The following is an 18,561-nucleotide window of genomic DNA, read 5'->3' on the forward strand; positions in this document are numbered from 1 at the left end:
ACTCCTATGCTCTTAAAAAGCTAAATTCTGGCAATAAAGATGGGCTTAAAATCTCATTTATATTGCCACTATGTAATTCGCCAAATTCTTTGTTATTCTCATTTATAAGCTTTTTAAATTTGCAAAAATATTTATCATCACGCTTATAAATTTCGCCTATTTCATTATTTACTAATTCAATACTTGCATTTAATGGAGCAAATATTTCGTATTCATAATCTTTTTTAATAATTCCCTTACTAGCTATGCTTTTACCATTTTCGCTAAACCCATGCACTTGCATTGTGCCTTGCATTATTGAAGTTTCGTGATTTTGAGTATCATCTTTTTCATAAGGTCTAGCCATTAAATACCCATCAGTAAATCCACGAGATTTTAAAGTATTTAACTCATCATCATATTTTTTTGCATCAAATTGATTGTTTAAAGTATCAATTACAGCTTGTTTGTAAGTTCTAGTTGCACAAGCTACATAATATTCACTCTTAGTTCTTCCTTCTATTTTAAAAGCATTTATGGCATTTTTTTCCATAATTTTGTCTATATAATTAGCAAGTTTTAAATCTTTAGAATTAAAAATATGTGTTCCTAAATCATCTTCTACTATTCTAAATAAAGCATTATTTTCTGGATTTTTCGCATATAATTCATAAGGAAATCTACAATCATTAGCACATGCACCAAGATTTGAGCGTCTTCCACTCTGAACTGCTGATATTAAACACCTTCCACTATAAGCAAAGCACATTGAGCCATGCACAAATGCTTCTATTTCAATATCTGCATTTTTTGCTATATCACAAGCATCTTTTAAGCCTAATTCTCTAGCAATTACAACTCTTTTTGCACCTAAATCCTTATAAACTAAAGCATCTTCATAATTTAAAATATTTGCTTGAGTGCTAACATGGATAGGAATATTAGGAGCTATTTCTTTTGCTAATCTCATAGCACCTATACTAGCGATTATTAAAGCATCAGGTTTTAGCTCGGCAAGTAAGGCTAAATGTCTTTTAAGACCTTCTAGTTGAGCACTCACATGAAAACCATTAACCGTTGCATAAACTTGCACACCTTTGCTATGAGCATATTTTATACCTTCTGCAAAGCTAGTTTCATCAAATTCTTTAGCAGCACGAGAGCGTAAAGAAAACGATGAAAGTCCTGCATAAACAGCATCGGCACCATAATTTACAGCAATTTTTAATTTTTTTAAATTACCTGCTGGAGCAATTATTTGTGGAGTTAGCATTATTTTTTACCTAATGACGCAATTAATGCTTCAATATCATCATTTGTAACCAAATCAGCTGTGCTATCTCCTTCAATATGAACAGCACTACTAACTCTTTTTTCATCATCAATTCTACCTTCAAACAAGCTATTCATATACTTAGATAATGCTCTCATTACATTAATTACACGCTCAATCTTTTGTCTATGAATATCTTGATATTGCATAGCATCCATTGCCATCATAGCTTCATCTTGTCCCATTGCTAAATTATCTAATGCTTCATCAATTTTTGCTAATTGTTCTTTGCATTCAGCTAAACATTCACTAAATTTATTAACATTAGGAAATTTCTCATTTAAAGTTGTAAATAACTCAACTTGATTTTGAACTGATTTTTTAAAGGTTTTTATAATCTTTTCAGCAGTTGCAAAATAATCCATCATTGTTTCAATTTTTTCAAGTAATTCAGTAGCTTTAACTTCACTATCACGAGTTACATCATCTAATTGATTTACAACCTTATGATCTTCTGTTGGTGGCGGTGGTGGCCAAGATTTCCTTGAATCTGGTCTATATGATTTATATTCTTCTTCTAAACTCAATTCTTCATCTTCTAAATCTTCAATTGCTTCACTAGGCTCTACAACTTCTTCTTTTATATCATTAACAATTTCATCTTCAAAATCATCAAGCCCACCAGCCATTAAAGCATCTAATTCTTCTTGCGTCATTATTTTTCTTCCTTAAAATAATACTTAATTAAAAAATATTAGCTAAAATCATAGCTAATCAAATCTAACTTAAGGTTAAAAAAATGGCTAAATTTGTAAATAATGTTACCGAATTCTTTGATTTTTGCATAAGCAATGAAATAAAGTTTGTAGATTTTAGATTTACTTCTCTTGATGGCACTTGGAATCATCATACATACACTATGAAAAGTGTAACAAAAGATACACTTACTAATGGAATTCCTTTTGATGCAAGCTCATATAAAGGCTGGCAACCAATTGAAAAAAGTGATATGATATTAATCCCTGATGTTACAACAACTTTTATTGACCCATTTACAAGCGACAATACCGTTATTGTAATCTGTGATATTTTTGATGTTTATAAAAATGATTTTTATGAAAAATGCCCAAGAACAATAGCAAAAAGAACTCTTAAAATGCTAGAAAGTAGTGATATTGCTGATACTGCGTATTTTGGTGCTGAAAATGAATTTTTCATCTTTGATGATATTAAAATCGTAGATACAATGAATTATGCTATGTATCAAATAGACACAGAAGAAGGTGAATGGAATGATGGTAAGCATTATGAAGACGCTTATAACACCGGTCATCGCCCAAGAAGAAAAGGTGGTTATACTCCAGTTCCTCCTGTTGATAGTATGCAAGATTTAAGAGCTGAAATGGTTCAAGTTTTAGAGCGTGTTGGTATTGAATGCTTTGTTCATCACCACGAAAACGCACAAGGTCAAGGAGAAATCGGGGTTAAGTTTAATACTTTAGTAGAAGCTGCCGATAATGTTCAAATATATAAATATGTAGTAAAAATGGTAGCTCATCTAAATGGTAAAACTGCTACATTTATGCCAAAACCACTTCATCTTGATAATGGTAGCGGAATGCACGTTCATATGAGCTTATTTAAAAATGGCAAAAACTTATTCTATGATAAAAGTGGCTATGCAGGACTTAGCAAGACTGCAATTCATTATATAGGTGGGGTTTTAAGACACGCAAGAAGTGTAACAGCATTTACAAATCCAACTACTAATTCTTATAAAAGATTAATACCAGGGTTTGAAGCTCCATCAATTCTAACTTACTCTTGTCAAAATCGTTCGGCTAGTTGTAGAGTGCCTTATGGAATTAACGAAAAAAGTGCTAGAGTTGAAATGCGTTTTCCTGATAGTTCTAGTAATGTGTATTTGGCATTTTCATCTATGCTTTTAGCAGGACTTGATGGAATTAAAAATGAGCTTACTGCAGCTGGACCTATGGATGAAAATTTATTTAAATTAAGCCTTGATGAAATTAGAGAAAAAGGAATAGAGCAATTACCACATACTCTAAGGGGTGCTTTAGAGAGTTTAATCCGTGATAATGCTTATTTAAAACCTGCATTTACTGATGTTTGTATACAAGATTATCAACATATGAAGTTTAAAAATCAAGTTTGGCCAGTAGAACAACGCCCAACTGCATACGAATTTAAAACTACATATTCTTGCTAATTATTTAGAGGTTGAAAAACCTCTAAAGTATTAATCAATTTGAACGCTTTTTACCCTACTAAAATTATCATTTTTTGCAAGACTTAGTCTAATTATACTATCTTCATTAGCAATTAAACTATGATTAATATTAGCAGCTACTTTTATACTCATCAAATCTTTTAGATTTATACTTTTATTATCAATTATAAACTCAATATCCCCTTTTAAAACTTGAACTACAATCACTCCTGGAGCTTTATGCTCTTGCATAATTTTACCTTTTGGTAAAATAATTTGGATTTCTTTGTTTGCTTCATCATCATAAATTGGAGTTATTTTTAACTCACTTGAATTACCTTGCCATTCTTTTACTTCATAAATTACATTAAATTTCATAAAATCTCCTTTGAATAATTTTAGGAGTATTTTACTCTTTAAAGAAATAAAAAGACTTGATTTATCTCATTTGTTCTAATACAAATTCAGGTGTCATTTGTTTCATACAATTGTGGTGCTTTAAAGGGCATACTTTTTTAGCACAAGGAGAACAAGGCAAAAACAATGAAAATAACTTACCATTATTACAAAAAGGATATGTTTGTTTTGTATTCGTAGGTCCGAAAAATGCTAGAACTTTTATATTAAAACTAGCACCTAAATGCATAATTCCACTATCATTTGCCAATAAATAATCAAGGCTAGAAACTGCTAAAGCCAATCTTTTAATATTAGTTCTGCCGCACAAATTAATGGCTTTTATATCGTATTTTTTAAGCTCATCTTCAATAAAATTACAAATTCCAGCTTCATTTTTAGTCCCAAAAAGTATTATTTTATGCTCTTTAAAAGTGCTAGCAATTTTTGCAAAATAACTAGGCTCATAGCATTTAGCAGCACCATAATTAGCACCAGCTGCTATTCCTATTAGTTTTCTTGTTTTAAGCTTTTTAAAAGGTAAAGCTGTGTTTAATTGCTCGTCTAATCCAAGTGGCTTTATTAGATTAAAATATTTTAAAACTTGATGAGTATTATCACTTTTGTTTGCTTTAAAATAAAATTTTTTCTTAGCATTTAATATAAATAACAAAAACTTAGATGACAAACTTGCTTTAAATGAAATTCCTAAATCAAATTCTTCTTTTAAAGCTTTAATTTGTTTTAATCTTTGTTTTTTTATCTCTACTACAACTTCACCTAAATCCTTATAAAGCTCACAAGCTACAAAACTTCCATAAAAAGTAATTTTTGCATTAGGATATTTTTTAATTAAAGCATTAATAGCACCAGCAGCCATAATAGCATCGCCTAGCCAATTAGGTAAATATATAAAAACTTTCAATACTCATCCTCATAAAATGTCTTAAATCTTTTGTGAAACCAAAAATACTCGCTAGGATTTTTTTCCCACATTTTTTTCGTGCATTCTAATTGATAAAAGCTAAGTTCTTCTATTGTTTTTTCACTAGCCTTTAATGGCTTAAAAAACTCTATACAATAACCATCGCTAATTTCATAAATATAAACAGGCAATAAATAAGCATCACACCTTTTAGCTATAAGACTTGCTGCATTGCTTTGAGTAACTTTTCTACCATATAAAATAAACTCGCTACTTTCTTTAATATGTGCGTCTTGATCGCTTACAATTCCTACTAATTCATTATTGTTTAAAGCCTTAATCATAGGTCTTAAAGCATTTGTTTTTTCTATTAGTTTTACTCCGAAATTTTCTCTATATTTAGTAAGTATGGCATTAATTTTTGCACTCTCTAAGGCTCTTCCAATTATATTAATTTTACAATTATACTTAATAGCAACAGCAGATGGCAAAATCTCCCAATATCCATAATGTGCTGTTGTAAAAACTATTTTTGCATTAGCACTTAATAAATCTTGTAAATATTCTTCGTTTTTGAATAATTTTATTTGTTTTAATAATTTTTCTTGGCTTATATTTTGATTTTTTACCATTGATAATATATAAAAAGCAAATTTTTTATAAACTTGTTTGGTAATTTCTATACTTTTTGGAGCTTGTGTGAGTTTGCAAAAATGCTCTAAGTTTTTTAAGATTATATTTTTATGTTTTTTATTAATTCTAAATGCTAGGCTACCAATTAAATTAGCAAAGAATTTTAAAATCTTATTGGGAATTAATTTCAGTAAAAAATTAAAAAAATAAAAAATAAAAATATATAAATAATCTCTCATTTGCTAAAAACCCTACTAATAATATCTAAAACTTTTTCTTTATTTACATCGCTAAATTTATAAAAATAATGTTGTAAATTAGATGGACTTATTAATCTTTTTGCAGGTTTTTTATCACATTCGTTTAAAAAAGTTATATTAGGACGATTTAAAACCACAGCAATATGAGTAGTCCCGCTATCATTTCCTATAATTAATTTTGCTAATTTGCTTAAAAACACTAATTCATTTAATGAAATTTTAGGCAAGACTTTAGCATTTTTACATTCTTTTGCAATCTCATTTGCTCTATCAAGTTCTATTTGAGAACCCCAACTAAGCAATATTTTATAATCACAATTTTTACAAATATCAATCAATTTTTCTAAAGGGAGCATTTTATTTATCTTGCTTGAGCCATTATGTAATAATATAAATTCGTCTTCTACTAAAGGCTTTATTTTATTCATAATATTTTGAGTTTTTATCTCATCATAAATTAACACATCGCTAGTTACTAACTCATCATTTTTAAATTCTTTTAAAGCAAAGCGAGTTAATTCAAGGCTTCTTTTATACACATTTTCTAAATAATCACAATTACAATGGTTTTTATAAAAATAATAAGCTAATTTTTCTCTTAAGCCATTTTTAGAATATCCATAAGAATTTGCACTCAAATAATTTGCTAAAAAACCTGATTTTATTCTTCCTTGATAATCAATACTAATATCATATGATTTTTTTAAATGTTTTATCTCTTTTAATGCTTTTATTGGGTGTTTTTTGAGTGGTAATGAATAAATATTATCAAACCAAATAAGTCCATCAAGTAAAAAATAAAACCTAGAATCTACAAAAAAATCAATCCTAGCTTTAGGATATGCAGCTCTTATATAATTAATATGCCATAGCATATGAAAAATATCGCCCATTGCACTAAGTCTAATTATTGCTATTTTCACTTAAATCCTTTGAAATTACGCTTTCAAATTCCTTGATTGCTTGTTCATTTGAAAATTGTAATTTTATTTCTATTCTTCTGCTTGCTTGTTTATCTTCAACGCCATCTTTAAATTTTAAATCATTATAGCTTTTGCCAACTGCTACAAGTAGTTTTTCTAATCTTTTATCATTATAAAACGAATTAATAAATTTCATAATCTCCAAAGCTCTTTTTTGAGATAACTCAAGATTATAAGTAAATCCACCAACACTATCAGTATGTCCTTCAATCACTATACTATCAATATTAGCTAGAATTTCAGGTGAGCTAAGCAAGGCATCAAAATACTTAATTAGAGTTTTTTTAAGCTCTTCTTTTGCACTATCTTTAATCAAATACTCCGCACTATCAAACAAAATACTAGCATTTAAGCTAATACTGCCTGAATTAAGATTGATTAAAATATCATTTGATAATTTATTTTGTAAAGCTTGAATTAATTTTGTTTTATTATTTTTAAGTTTTTCATATTCAAGCTTAAACCCACTTAATTGTTTTGCTAATTCGTCTATTTTATCATCTTTGTTTTTTATTGTTATTTCAGTATCTTCAAGATTTTTAAGTAGTATTAAAATCTGTGCGTCTTTTTTGTCAATATTGCTTAATAATTCTTCCTTGTTTTTTGCATTTTCATCTAAATTAAGAAGCAATTTTTTAATATAATCATTTGCATCTTTATTTTTATTTAGCTCATCGTTTAATGAAATATTGAGTTTTTCAAGCTCTTCATTTAAAGAACTCAAAAGCTCATCTTTACTAATTATTAAAGCTTTTGATTCATCTAAATGTTTTTGTTCATTTTTTAGCTCATTTTGTGTAAAAATATATTTTAAAACAATAGCACTAAGAACTAAAATAAATACAAACAACAATCCAGCCATCAAATCAGCATAAACTATCCAAAAATTATTATTATCTTTATTACGCATTATTTATTTTATTTAATACCTGATTTGCTTCTTTACTAAGGTTTTCAATATCAGCTTTTAATTCATCAACTATTCTAAATTCGTGTTTTTCATCTTCATAAATATTTTTAAAATCTAATAATTTAGCTTCTAAATCTTCTTTTAATTTAGCAAATTCTTTCAAGCTATTTTCAATTCTTAATGAAAATTCATCTATCTTTTCTTGCATTTGCTTAGTATTTTTATTGCTTAATTCTAAAGATTTTTGAGCTAAATTTGTATGAACTATCGCAATTTTTTCATAAGATTTAAATAATTCTTTAAAACCTGTAAATTTATCTTGATGGAGTTTTGATATTTCATTAAAAAACTCATTATCATAAAGCTTTGATAATAATAAATTTGTATTAGAAAATAACTCACTATTTTTTCTAAGAGAAATTCTTTCTAATTCTTCTTTACTCCAAAAATATTTTTTACTATTAATTCTATAATTTTCTTTAAAATTATTAATTTTAGCAATACCAAGTCTTGAATAAAACATCCACCAAATAGTAAGAAAAATCCCGTAAATTGAAACATAAAAAGCAGTTGAAATTCCACTAAGCAATAAGCTAATTTCTCCTTCAAGCGCAGCTGAACTACCTACTTTAAAATCAGGCATAGATATTGCAATACTTATAAAAGTTCCTAAAATTCCAATCATTGGAAAAACAGCACTAGCAATATATCCAAATGAAAGTGGCTTTAGCTTATGTAAATAATTATCAAAAAATTCATCAAAACTCACATTAGCCTTACTAATTTCATCAATTCTTAAAGAATTATCTTTAATAAAATCTTTTAAATCATTTTCAAAAATTGACGAATTCTTTTTAATTTTTGCATATACACAATATTCATTTTGCGGTGCAAAAAACATAGCAAATACTAAAAGCACAGCACACATTATAATAGTATGTAATGGCATAATAAGTTTTATAATATTTAAATAAGCTAAAATCGCTAACACGAAGACTAATAAGGGTAAAAAGATTAAAAATAAAAAAGAAGAAAATACACTTTTCTTCTTTTTAACAATTATTGTTTGCAAGATTAATTCCTATTCATACAATTTAACTCGCTAAACGCTTGTAAAAGGCGTTTTTGCATAGATTTTTCTCCAGCAACTAACCACATTCTTGGGTCATAATATTTCTTATTAGGCTTATCATCGCCTTCAGGATTTCCGATTTGTCCTTGTAAATATCCGTGATTTTTTACTTCATATTCACGAACACCATCCCAAAATGCCCATTGAGTATCAGTATCTATATTCATTTTAATTACGCCGTAATTGATTGCTTCAGTGATTTTTTCTGCTTCACTACCACTTCCGCCGTGGAATACAAAATTAAGTGGTTTTGCACCCTTTTGTAAATATTCTTGACAATTATGCAAAATTACTGGCTCAAGTCTTACATTTCCTGGTTTATAAACCCCATGAACATTACCAAAACTTGCTGCGATTGTATAATTTGTCCCAATTTTGCTTAATTCTTTATGAGCTAGTGCTACATCGCTTGGTTGAGTGTATAATTTAGCATTGTCAATATTTGTATTATCAACTCCATCTTCTTCTCCACCAGTGCAACCTAATTCAATTTCTATACCGATTTCTAATGCGTTAAATTTCTTAAAATATTCGCAAGAAATTTCAATATTTTCGTTTAAACTTTCTTCGCTTAAATCAAGCATATGAGAACTAAATAAAGGTTTTTTATGAATTGCATAAAATTCTTTATTTGCCTTAATTAAATCATCTATCCAAGGTAAAAGTTTTTTTGCTGCGTGGTCAGTATGTAAAATAGCAACTACTCCATAAGCAGCTGCTACTTCATGCACATACTTTGCACCTGCAATTGCTCCAATTACTGCTGAATTAGGACAATCTTTTCCTGCAAAAAAACTAGCTCCGCCATTACTAAATTGAATAATAATAGGCGAATTTGCTTCACGAGCAGCTTTTAATGCGGCGTTTATAGAATTTGTTCCTACAACATTTACTGCTGGAATTGCAAATTTATTTTCTTTTGCGTAAGCATAAACACGCTCTAAATCTTTACCATAAATAACACCTGGTTTTACTAATTCTAAAACACCCATTATAAATCCTTATTTAACTTGTAAGCCTGAATTTTTAATCAAATTCTCAACTTCGTTTTTAATTAATTCTTTATGTTTTTCATTTTTTAAACCATTTTCAATAAATGGAGTTGCTTCTTGTAAGCTTCCTTGTCTGCTAGCTCTAAAATCTTCTCCTAAGATTACATGAAAACCAAATTGAGATTTTACAGGTTCTGACACTTCATCTTTTTTAAGTTTTTTAGCTGCGTTGAAAAACTCAGGAACTAATTCATTTGCACTCATATAAGGTAAATCGCCACCCATTGCTCCTGAACCTTTATCAAGTGATTTTGATTTAGCAAGTTCGCTAAATTTAGCTACTAATTTATCTCCTTTAAGACCTTTTAATTGTTTTAATATTTCTTTAGCATCAGCTTCACTAGCAACTAAAATATGTTTAGTTTTTACAGCTTCAGGAACTTTAAAATCATTTAAATGTTCATCATAATATTTTTTAATTTCAGCATCACTTACCTTGATACCTTCAAATTTTTTCAATAAATATTGTTGAGCAAGTAATAATTCTTTTGCACTATTTAAAGCTGATTGAAATTTCGCATCTTTATCTAATTTCATCTTTTCAGCTTCTTTAGCAAAAAGTCTTTTTGATAATACATCTCTTATTAAACCATCTTTAACTTCTTTTGGAAGCGCACTTACATCGCTTATTTGAAATTGAGCTAAATAAGGTGCTAAATCATCGCTTGTAATTTCTCCACCTTTATAAGTTGCAACCACAGCTGCATTTAAGCTTACACCACATAAAAGTCCTGCTAGAACTAATGAAATTTTTTTCATAATATCTTCCTTTTTCAATTGATTTGATATATCATTTTACAAATATTGTGTAAAAAAATAGTAAGATAGTAATTATGAGAAGAAGAGAAAAAGAAATTAAAAATAGATTTTTAAATAATTATAAAAACGCAAAAAGTGAATTAATTTTTAATAATGATTATGAACTTTTAGTTTGTGTTATGCTATCAGCTCAATGCCTTGATAGTAGAGTTAATCTAATAACACCAAGTTTATTTGCAAACTATCCTGATATAAATTCTTTAGCAAATGCAAATTTAATGAATATAAAAGAATTAATTAAAAGTTGTAATTTTTATCAAAATAAAGCAATTAATCTTATCAAAATGGCAAAAAGTGTTGTGGAATTTCATTCAGGAATTATACCTATGAGATTTGATGATTTAATAAATCTTGCAGGGGTTGGAGAAAAGACTGCTAATGTGGTTTTATGCGAGAGTTTGGGTGCAAATGTAATGGCTGTAGATACTCATATTTTTAGAGTTAGCAAAAGATTAAAAATATCAAATGCAAAAACTCCTAATGATTGTGCTAAAGAGCTTACAAAACTATTTAAAACCGACCTTGATAAATTGCATAAAGGAATGGTTTTGTTTGGAAGATATATTTGCAAGGCTAAAAAACCTGATTGTAATAATTGTTTTTTAAACGATTTATGTGATGAATATAAAGAGCAAAAGAACTCTAATAATCAATAAAAAACATTATTTTATAATATTTATTGTTTTAATTGCTATATTTTGTTTGCAAGTGCATTTGAAATTCTTAGATTTTTGCGAGTTTTTAGAACAAGATAGTTATGAGTTAAAAATAAACAATAATTATTTAAAAACTAAAAATAATAAAAGTTATTATGTTCTAGCACTTGCATATAAAGATGTTTTAATATACACAACTACTAAAAAAGAAATTAAATCCAATCAAATCAGCTTAAAATTCGCAGCTAAAAATAAGCTTAATTTTTATGAATACTTACAAGCTAGATTTTATTTGCCAAGCTATGCTTTAGAAGAATTAGAAGAGATTAAAGAGAACGCATTTGTAAGTTATTTTATAAATCAGCACGAGAATTTAACTATGAAGCAATTTTTTGGAGCTTTATTTTTTGCAAAAAGCATTAGCAAGGATTTAAGAGATAGCGTAAATTACTATGGGATTGCACATTTACTAGCAATATCAGGCTATCATTTAGGGCTTATTTATTCCATATTTTTCTTTATATTTTCAATTATTTATAAGTATTTTCAAAAAAGATTTTTCCCATATAGGTCAATTCATTTTGATTTAGGAATAATTATTTTCATAATCTTAGCCTTATATTTTTATGAAATTGGTCTAGTTGCAAGCTATTTTCGCTCATTTATAATGGCTATTTTGGGATTTTATTTTATAATTAGAGCAATTAAAATTCTTAGTTTTTCGCATTTATTTTTAGCATTTTTTATTTGTATTGCTATTAATCCTAGTTTTTTATTTAATGTAGGGTTTTTCTTCTCTTGCCTTGGGGTCTTTTATATATTTTTATTTATTTATCATTTTAATGCTAATTCACTTACAAAACTAATCTGCCTTGAACTTAGCACCTTTTTTGCAATGGTTGCACCTGTTTTATACTTTTTTCCATTGCTTAGCTTTCAACAATTATTAGGGATTATTTTAACTCCTATTTTTGTGATTTTTTATCCTTTAGTTTTGTTTTTACATATTATTAATTTAGGAGATTTATTGGATAAATACTTATTAATATTTTTAGATTTTAAAATGTTTGCAACTAATTTTAAATTAGAATTTAAATATTTTTTCATTTATTTAATACTTAGTTTTTTATCAATTTTTCATAGGTATTTAGCAATTTTTGTTATAAGTTTGAACTTAATATTTTTTATTTATCTAGGATTTTTATGAAAAAGATTTTACACATTTTAAAAACAATTATTAATGTAAGTGATAAAGGTATTTTACAACACGCTAGCTCGCTTTCTTTTTATAGTGTTTTAAATATTATTCCGATTTTATCTTTAAGTTTTTTTGTATTCGCTCATATGCCAAGTTTTAAAGAACAAAGCAGCCAATTAAATAATTTTATATTTAGCTTAATTTTGCCAAACCAAGAAGCAAATTCTGTAAATTACATAGAGCAATTTTTACAAAATAGCACAAAACTTGATGTAGCAGGAATTATCGCTATGGTTTTTGCTTTATTTATGTTTTTTAATGCTTATGAAAATACCATCTCGCACATTAGCAATACTCCTAAAAAGGGCTTTTTTTCATCGCTTAGCACATATTGGTCGCTAATTACTCTAGCGCCTTTAGGATTATTAACTAGCTTTTATTTAAGTTATAAAATTCAAAAATATATAGATGCAATAGGACTTAAATTTAATTTCTTAGGGATTTTACCTTTTTTAATCATTTGGGCTTTGTTTTTTGTATGTTTTCATATATCAATTAATAAACATTTAAATCCTAAAATCATAGCTCTAGTAAGCTTTTTAGTAGCTTTGGTTTGGAGCATTTTTAAAAGTCTTTTTGTATTTTATATATCATTAAATAAAGTATATGCTAGCATTTATGGTAGTTTTTCTGCTGTTTTATTTTTCTTTATATGGCTTTATTTTTCTTGGATAATTTATCTTAATGGAGTAAGAATTAGTTCTTTACTAAACACAGATAATGCAAAAACAAAATCAATAAAATAGGAACTAAATTCCTATTTTAAAATCCATAATTATTTAATTTAAATTATATAAATATATTTAATAATTTTATAAATATTTTGCTAATTTAAAATCGCTAATTTGACTATATATTAGGAATTTCAGAATATTTTTTCAAAATTTATTTTTTTTAAGTAAAGTTTAAGATTGTAGGAGTAGAATGCCGGCGCATTTTAATTAAAAAGGAAGAAAAAATGAAAAAGTTATTAGTTTTAACAGCTATCTTAGGTGCATTTAGTGCAGGTTTATTCGCAGAAGAAAATACAGACGCTACAAAAGTTCAACCAGTAGAACAAACTCAATCAGTAGAAAATGCTGATGCAAACGCACAAGCAGTTGCAGTTGAGCCAGAAGCAGAAAAAAAAGACGCTGAAAGCAAATAATTTCTAAGCTACCTTTTAGGTAGCTCTTCTTTATATATCAATCAAAACTTTATTAAATAAAATCTCAAAATTATTACAAAATTACTCACTTTTTTAAAAAAACAAAATTAATTGCTTATATTTGTAACAAATTAAATATTTTAAGACAAAATAAAGCGATTTAATAAAAGGAGTTTTAATGGAAAAAATCAATCTCGGTATTGCAACTTTGCTTAGCAATGATAATGGCACTAGTGTGCTTGAACTTAATTTTTATAGCACATTTATTTGTATTATGCTTGTCTTAATTTTGGGTAGAATAATTACTAAATATTCTAGCTTTTTAAGAAATTACGATATTCCAGAGCCTGTAACTGGTGGTATCATAGTAGCATTTATTTTATTCTTATCTAGTTATTATGCAAATTTTACAATCAAATTCGCAGAAGATATAAAAACCCCACTTTTGTTAGCATTTTATGCAACGGTTGGGCTTAGTGCTGATTTTGATAGTATCAAAAAGGGCGGGAAATTACTAATTACTTTTTCAATTGCTGTTTTTGCTCTATTAGTAGTTCAAAACGCAATTGGTGTTGGAGTAATGAGTGCTATGGGTGAAAATCCATTAATAGGCTTACTTGGTGGCTCAATTACACTTAGTGGTGGACACGGAACTGGGGCTGCTTGGGGAGCTACATTTCAAGAAGCACCTTATAATTTCGCACAAGCAACTGATATAGCAATGGCGTGTGCTACTTATGGACTTATTGCAGGTGGTTTAATTGGTGGTCCTATGGCTAATTACTTAGTAAAGAAATTTAATCTAAAAAGCGATGAAGTAGAAAGTAGTGAACAATCAAGCGATGAAGCATTTACAAGTCCGCAAAAAGTAAGATTAATTACAAGTGATAGTTTTATTACAAGCTTAAGTTTAATTGCACTTGCTTTGGTAGCAGGAAACGTTATTGATTATTTATGTAATTTTTTAAATATAATCACTATACATGAAGTAACCGATCCAGTAACTGGTGTAGTAACCAAGGAATCAAATAGAATATTAAGCTTCTTTGATAGCATACCTACTTTCGTTTGGTGTTTGTTTTCAGGTATTATTATTAGAAATGGCTTTAGCTCACTAAATATTCATAAAGTATTTGATAGAGAAGTAGGTGTGATAGGAAATGTGGCTTTATCATTATTCCTTGCTATGTCAATTATGACTTTAAATATCGTTGAACTTATAAAATTAGCTGTTCCAATCAGCGTTTTATTAATAATTCAAACAATAGCGATTATTATTTATGTAAGATATGTAACCTTTGTTATTTGTGGCAAAAACTACGCAGCAGCTTGCCTTGTAGCAGGACATTGTGGCTTTGGTATGGGTGCAACTCCAACTGCGATTGCAAATCTTCAAACAGTAACAAATCACTTCGGACCTTGCAAAATAGCATTTATTATCGTTCCTATTATGGGTGGATTTTTAGTAGATATTGTAAATGCTCTTATTGTTAATGGCTTTGTTGGATTTTTATTTTAATTCCTAGATTTTCTAGGAATTACATTCTTTTGGGGTTTTTAAATCAGGTAAAGTAAAATTAGCCTTTTTTAAAAGCTCTAAAATCTCTTTAGTATTTTCATAATTTATCTCATAATAAATAAACGCCCCATCTCTACTAGCTATTAATAAATCAGCATCTTTTAATATCTTTAAATGCCTTGAAATCCTAGACTGAAGCATTTCAAAACTCTCACATATCTCACATACGCAACATTTTTTATGAATATCTAAAAAAGCTAAAATTTTAAGCCTAGTTTCATCATTTATAGCTGCTGTATAATTTAATAAATTCTTCATTTTAATCCTTAATAAAATAAATAAAGTAAAATTCCAAAAATATTTGCCATTGATAAAATACTAATGATAAATATTATCATCATACGAATTTTAAACATTGACCTAAGTAAAATTAATTCAGGTAAAGAACAACCCCCACCAGCTATTAAAAAACTAAAAAATATACCGATAGGAAACCCAACATTTATTAAAGTTACTCCCAATGGAATAATCAAGCAAGTTTGTATATAAAGCAACAAACCAACAAAACTAGCCAAAAATATACCATAAATTCCAAAACTAGATAAATAATCTTTAATAAATTCAACAGGCATAAAATTATGCAAAAAAGCACCTATTAACATACCAAATAATACATAATAAAAAATATCCTTATATGATTTTAAAGACTTGTATAAACATTCATACAAATTAAGCTTGGTATTTTGATTAAATTGAAATTCTCTAGTTACAATATCTTTTAATAGCAATCTTGCAGGTATTAAACCTATTAAATAGCTTATAATAAATACAAATATAACTATATAAATAATGTAATAAAAAGTTATGCTAAAACCAAATGCACTAAGTAGCATAGTAATTAGCATAGGATTAATTAATGGCGAAGTTAGTAAAAAAGCACTAGCTACTCCGTGATTAATATTGTTTTTAATTAAAGAATTAAAAACAGGTATAGTTGAACAAGAACAAAAAGTAGTAATTGAGCCTAAAAATATTGCTATAAAATATGAAAAAACATTATTTTTTAAATATTTATTAAAGCTATATCTTGAATTAATATAAAACATAATCATATTGATAAAAATAAATAAAAAGCTTATTTCAGCAGTTAAAAACAAAAACTCATAAAAAGTTTCTAATAATTTCTCACTTGTAAATTCCATAAAAATCCTTTTTCAAAATAAAATAATTTTGAAAATTTATTATAGTATTCTAAATATCAAGTTATCTTGATATATTATAAATATATTAAATACTTTTCACAAGATTTCAATCAAAATAGCTATGAGAATTTAAAATTAAGAATTTTTATAAATATTTTAATTACTAATACAATTTATACTATTTTTAAGCTTCTTTTTAGGATTTGGCAATTCATCAACCATTGCTATTACAATCATACTCAAAAGCTCTTTATCTTCTTTATCAAACAAAACCATCTCATTTTTTGCACCCTTAAAAGGCAATAAAAAAGTAGGTTCATTTAAGTATTTCAACACTGATTTTGTAGGTTTTAATAGTAATTGATTATCAAAAATACCACCTATAACCTTATCTTTATAATACAGCATATATTCACTAAACATATATTTATATCTTATATTCAATCCATCAAACAAGTCTAAAACATACTCCAAATAATCCTTACTTGTAGCCATCAAAACTCCTTTAATAATTTAAATATAAAAATATCATACTAAATTATTTTTATTTTAAAGCCTAAGGTTTAAATACCTTAAGCTTTAAACAAATTAGAATGTATATCTAATAACTGCATTTACTTCATAGTCTTTTTTGAACTTACTTCCGAAGCTCTTTTCTACGCCTAAATTAATTCTTAGATTATCATTTACTTTATAGCTACCACCTACACTTGCAAATCCGTGATTATTGCTATTTAACTTAGTTTTAGCTTTTGCATCAATTCCATTTACGATATTATTGATTACTATATCAGCTTCTTGTTTTTTCGCATTAACTACAGCACCAACTCCAGCTCTAAATACAAAGTCTTTATGCTCTATACCTGTATAAACTTGTGGCTTAATCATAATTGGTGTAAATGATTTAACACTTATTGTATTAGCCTTGCTCTTAGCTTCATATTTACCTACACGACCAGTGATTATTTCTAAACTTGGCTCTACATAAGCTTTTTCATTAATCTTAGCTCTATATCCACCTTCAACGCTTAATAATACAGAGTTTTGTTTTTTAAACTCTACGCCAGTCTTTTTAAAGCTTGTATTTGCATATTTTAAAACGCTATCAACAAATAAACCATTATTATGGATATAACTTCCATATACACCAATATTAAAGCCATTTGCCTTAGTATCAGCATTAACTTTATCAAATCCTATCATTGCACCAGTTATCACATCAGCATCACTTAAATTAGTCATCTTATCAGCACCAAATTGAGTTGAGTAGAAATTAATATGATTGTTACTATTGCTAAATCTTCCGCCATAAGCTCTAAACCAAGTTCCAATATCAGAATTTAATCCCCTAATCTCACCTAAACGCTTATTCATATTATTAATTTGCACATTAAACGCACCTAAAGCATTGCTTGTGATATTTGATTTTTCATTATCAATTACTTTTGTTGCTATTGCATTTGCTGCTGTTTGAACTTTTGCTTTTGTAGTAGCGTCTAATTTATTTGCATTAAATGTAGCTAAATCACTAACTCCGCTATCTACTAGGATAGTTACAAGTTCATTTACTTTATCTTTTGCCATATTTCCTAGATTGCCTAGATTTTTTACTATTTCTTCTGTTTGTTTGATTAGTTGCTCTTTTTTAACTTCTTCAGGAGATTTCTCTGGGACAGCTGGTGTGCTTACGTCAGGTTTGGTTGGTTTAGTAGCTTCATCTTTTTTGCTATCTTCTTCACCTTTATTTGCATCTTCTTTATTTGTATCTTCTTTGCTTGATTCTGGCTCTTTAACTTCTTCTTTTTTATCTTCAGTTTTTGGAGCTTCATCTACTTTTGGAGCTTCATCTACTTTTGGAGTATCTTCAGCTTTTAAACCATCTTCTTTACTTGATTCTAGCTCTTTAACTTCTTCTTTTTTATCTTCAGCTTTTAAACCATCTTCTTTACTTGCTTCATCTTTTTGATTTTCATCGACTTGACCTTCTTTCTTCGGCTCATCAGGGTCTTTTGTATCAACTGATGGGTCTTGATTGTCATCTTGATTATCTAATTCAGGTTGTTTTTCACCACCTTGATTATCTAATTCAGGTTGTTTTTCACCACCTTGACTATCTAATTCAGGTTGTTTTTCACTATCTTTATTATCTTCTGCAGGTTGTTTTTCACCACCTTGATTATCTAATTC

20 protein-coding genes are annotated in these 18,561 nt (G+C 27.7%); 6 read left to right on the forward strand and 14 right to left on the reverse strand.

Going from position 1 to position 18,561, the window contains the following annotated elements; genetic code table 11:
* Window positions 1-4: 4 nt before the first annotated feature.
* A complete protein-coding gene (locus tag AVBRAN9333_RS05610; RefSeq protein ID WP_336609574.1) occupies window positions 5-1,252 on the reverse strand; it encodes a peptidase U32 family protein in 1,248 nt (415 codons plus the stop codon).
* On the reverse strand, window positions 1,252-1,968 hold the full coding sequence (locus tag AVBRAN9333_RS05615; RefSeq protein WP_214115759.1) for a chemotaxis protein: 717 nt from the start codon (window positions 1,966-1,968) through the stop codon (window positions 1,252-1,254). Before AVBRAN9333_RS05615 ends, AVBRAN9333_RS05610 begins: the two co-directional genes overlap by 1 nt.
* Before the next feature lie 83 nt (window positions 1,969-2,051).
* Here AVBRAN9333_RS05615 and glnA point away from each other — a divergent pair, with 83 nt between their 5' ends.
* Window positions 2,052-3,482 (forward strand): type I glutamate--ammonia ligase, encoded by a 1,431-nt coding sequence (glnA, locus tag AVBRAN9333_RS05620; protein ID WP_214115760.1) that lies wholly within the window; start codon window positions 2,052-2,054, stop codon window positions 3,480-3,482.
* A gap of 30 nt (window positions 3,483-3,512) precedes the next feature.
* Here glnA and AVBRAN9333_RS05625 read toward each other — a convergent pair whose 3' ends face one another.
* The 8 genes from AVBRAN9333_RS05625 to AVBRAN9333_RS05660 form a co-directional block, all read right to left on the reverse strand.
* Window positions 3,513-3,860: a cupin domain-containing protein gene (locus AVBRAN9333_RS05625; protein ID WP_336609575.1), complete on the reverse strand. Its 348-nt coding sequence runs from the start codon at window positions 3,858-3,860 to the stop codon at window positions 3,513-3,515.
* Between the two features lie 61 nt (window positions 3,861-3,921).
* Entirely contained in the window at window positions 3,922-4,803 is an 882-nt protein-coding gene (locus AVBRAN9333_RS05630; RefSeq protein ID WP_336609576.1) for a glycosyltransferase family 9 protein, read from the reverse strand.
* Window positions 4,800-5,675, reverse strand: coding sequence for a lipid A biosynthesis lauroyl acyltransferase (locus tag AVBRAN9333_RS05635; RefSeq protein WP_214115763.1), 876 nt, complete (start codon window positions 5,673-5,675; stop codon window positions 4,800-4,802). Before AVBRAN9333_RS05635 ends, AVBRAN9333_RS05630 begins: the two co-directional genes overlap by 4 nt.
* Complete coding sequence (locus tag AVBRAN9333_RS05640; protein ID WP_336609577.1) at window positions 5,672-6,619, reverse strand: glycosyltransferase family 9 protein; 948 nt, start codon at window positions 6,617-6,619, stop codon at window positions 5,672-5,674. The genes AVBRAN9333_RS05635 and AVBRAN9333_RS05640 overlap by 4 nt, the downstream gene beginning before the upstream one ends.
* Window positions 6,600-7,589, reverse strand: coding sequence for an OmpA family protein (locus tag AVBRAN9333_RS05645; RefSeq protein WP_336609578.1), 990 nt, complete (start codon window positions 7,587-7,589; stop codon window positions 6,600-6,602). Before AVBRAN9333_RS05645 ends, AVBRAN9333_RS05640 begins: the two co-directional genes overlap by 20 nt.
* Entirely contained in the window at window positions 7,582-8,580 is a 999-nt protein-coding gene (locus tag AVBRAN9333_RS05650) for a MotA/TolQ/ExbB proton channel family protein (protein ID WP_267523837.1), read from the reverse strand. Before AVBRAN9333_RS05650 ends, AVBRAN9333_RS05645 begins: the two co-directional genes overlap by 8 nt.
* An 83-nt stretch (window positions 8,581-8,663) precedes the next feature.
* A complete protein-coding gene (fbaA, locus tag AVBRAN9333_RS05655; protein WP_214120117.1) occupies window positions 8,664-9,713 on the reverse strand; it encodes a class II fructose-bisphosphate aldolase in 1,050 nt (349 codons plus the stop codon).
* 9 nt (window positions 9,714-9,722) lie between these two features.
* Entirely contained in the window at window positions 9,723-10,532 is an 810-nt protein-coding gene (locus tag AVBRAN9333_RS05660; protein ID WP_214120118.1) for a peptidylprolyl isomerase, read from the reverse strand.
* A gap of 74 nt (window positions 10,533-10,606) precedes the next feature.
* Between AVBRAN9333_RS05660 and nth the strand changes: the two genes are divergently transcribed.
* From nth to AVBRAN9333_RS05685, 5 genes are all read left to right on the forward strand, one after another.
* Entirely contained in the window at window positions 10,607-11,248 is a 642-nt protein-coding gene (gene nth / locus AVBRAN9333_RS05665; protein ID WP_214115769.1) for an endonuclease III, read from the forward strand.
* Window positions 11,211-12,455: a ComEC/Rec2 family competence protein gene (locus AVBRAN9333_RS05670; protein ID WP_336609579.1), complete on the forward strand. Its 1,245-nt coding sequence runs from the start codon at window positions 11,211-11,213 to the stop codon at window positions 12,453-12,455. Before nth ends, AVBRAN9333_RS05670 begins: the two co-directional genes overlap by 38 nt.
* Window positions 12,452-13,252, forward strand: a complete 801-nt coding sequence (locus tag AVBRAN9333_RS05675; protein ID WP_214120121.1) for a YihY family inner membrane protein — start codon at window positions 12,452-12,454, stop codon at window positions 13,250-13,252. The genes AVBRAN9333_RS05670 and AVBRAN9333_RS05675 overlap by 4 nt, the downstream gene beginning before the upstream one ends.
* A 212-nt stretch (window positions 13,253-13,464) precedes the next feature.
* The gene (locus AVBRAN9333_RS05680) at window positions 13,465-13,653 is read left to right on the forward strand and encodes a hypothetical protein (protein ID WP_214115772.1); all 189 of its coding nucleotides are present in this window, start codon (window positions 13,465-13,467) and stop codon (window positions 13,651-13,653) included.
* Between the two features lie 178 nt (window positions 13,654-13,831).
* Window positions 13,832-15,172: a sodium/glutamate symporter gene (locus AVBRAN9333_RS05685; RefSeq protein WP_336609580.1), complete on the forward strand. Its 1,341-nt coding sequence runs from the start codon at window positions 13,832-13,834 to the stop codon at window positions 15,170-15,172.
* A gap of 12 nt (window positions 15,173-15,184) precedes the next feature.
* Here AVBRAN9333_RS05685 and AVBRAN9333_RS05690 read toward each other — a convergent pair whose 3' ends face one another.
* The 4 genes from AVBRAN9333_RS05690 to AVBRAN9333_RS05705 all read right to left on the reverse strand — a co-directional run.
* The gene (locus AVBRAN9333_RS05690; RefSeq protein ID WP_214115774.1) at window positions 15,185-15,490 is read right to left on the reverse strand and encodes an ArsR/SmtB family transcription factor; all 306 of its coding nucleotides are present in this window, start codon (window positions 15,488-15,490) and stop codon (window positions 15,185-15,187) included.
* Between the two features lie 8 nt (window positions 15,491-15,498).
* Window positions 15,499-16,374: a permease gene (locus tag AVBRAN9333_RS05695; protein ID WP_336609581.1), complete on the reverse strand. Its 876-nt coding sequence runs from the start codon at window positions 16,372-16,374 to the stop codon at window positions 15,499-15,501.
* A 156-nt stretch (window positions 16,375-16,530) separates the two neighbouring features.
* Window positions 16,531-16,869 (reverse strand): TfoX/Sxy family protein, encoded by a 339-nt coding sequence (locus tag AVBRAN9333_RS05700; RefSeq protein WP_336609582.1) that lies wholly within the window; start codon window positions 16,867-16,869, stop codon window positions 16,531-16,533.
* Between the two features lie 93 nt (window positions 16,870-16,962).
* Window positions 16,963-18,561 (reverse strand): autotransporter outer membrane beta-barrel domain-containing protein (locus AVBRAN9333_RS05705; protein WP_336609583.1); only part of this gene is annotated, 1,599 nt, incomplete at its 5' end.

Source organism: Campylobacter sp. RM9333 (genome assembly GCF_020137705.1).
Classification (GTDB): Bacteria; Campylobacterota; Campylobacteria; order Campylobacterales; family Campylobacteraceae; genus Campylobacter_E.

What these genes read in the sequence shown, in the direction of transcription:
- AVBRAN9333_RS05660 (WP_214120118.1), bottom strand. Translation starts at nt 10,532, where the DNA reads ATGAAAAAAATTTCATTAGTTCTAGCAGGACTTTTATGTGGTGTAAGC.
- AVBRAN9333_RS05680 (WP_214115772.1), top strand. Translation starts at nt 13,465, where the DNA reads ATGAAAAAGTTATTAGTTTTAACAGCTATCTTAGGTGCATTTAGTGCA.
- AVBRAN9333_RS05610 (WP_336609574.1), bottom strand. Translation starts at nt 1,252, where the DNA reads ATGCTAACTCCACAAATAATTGCTCCAGCAGGTAATTTAAAAAAATTA.
- AVBRAN9333_RS05635 (WP_214115763.1), bottom strand. Translation starts at nt 5,675, where the DNA reads ATGAGAGATTATTTATATATTTTTATTTTTTATTTTTTTAATTTTTTA.
- glnA (WP_214115760.1), top strand. Translation starts at nt 2,052, where the DNA reads ATGGCTAAATTTGTAAATAATGTTACCGAATTCTTTGATTTTTGCATA.
- AVBRAN9333_RS05700 (WP_336609582.1), bottom strand. Translation starts at nt 16,869, where the DNA reads ATGGCTACAAGTAAGGATTATTTGGAGTATGTTTTAGACTTGTTTGAT.
- AVBRAN9333_RS05685 (WP_336609580.1), top strand. Translation starts at nt 13,832, where the DNA reads ATGGAAAAAATCAATCTCGGTATTGCAACTTTGCTTAGCAATGATAAT.
- AVBRAN9333_RS05625 (WP_336609575.1), bottom strand. Translation starts at nt 3,860, where the DNA reads ATGAAATTTAATGTAATTTATGAAGTAAAAGAATGGCAAGGTAATTCA.
- AVBRAN9333_RS05615 (WP_214115759.1), bottom strand. Translation starts at nt 1,968, where the DNA reads ATGACGCAAGAAGAATTAGATGCTTTAATGGCTGGTGGGCTTGATGAT.
- AVBRAN9333_RS05690 (WP_214115774.1), bottom strand. Translation starts at nt 15,490, where the DNA reads ATGAAGAATTTATTAAATTATACAGCAGCTATAAATGATGAAACTAGG.
- AVBRAN9333_RS05695 (WP_336609581.1), bottom strand. Translation starts at nt 16,374, where the DNA reads ATGGAATTTACAAGTGAGAAATTATTAGAAACTTTTTATGAGTTTTTG.
- AVBRAN9333_RS05670 (WP_336609579.1), top strand. Translation starts at nt 11,211, where the DNA reads ATGAATATAAAGAGCAAAAGAACTCTAATAATCAATAAAAAACATTAT.
- nth (WP_214115769.1), top strand. Translation starts at nt 10,607, where the DNA reads ATGAGAAGAAGAGAAAAAGAAATTAAAAATAGATTTTTAAATAATTAT.
- fbaA (WP_214120117.1), bottom strand. Translation starts at nt 9,713, where the DNA reads ATGGGTGTTTTAGAATTAGTAAAACCAGGTGTTATTTATGGTAAAGAT.
- AVBRAN9333_RS05675 (WP_214120121.1), top strand. Translation starts at nt 12,452, where the DNA reads ATGAAAAAGATTTTACACATTTTAAAAACAATTATTAATGTAAGTGAT.
- AVBRAN9333_RS05645 (WP_336609578.1), bottom strand. Translation starts at nt 7,589, where the DNA reads ATGCGTAATAAAGATAATAATAATTTTTGGATAGTTTATGCTGATTTG.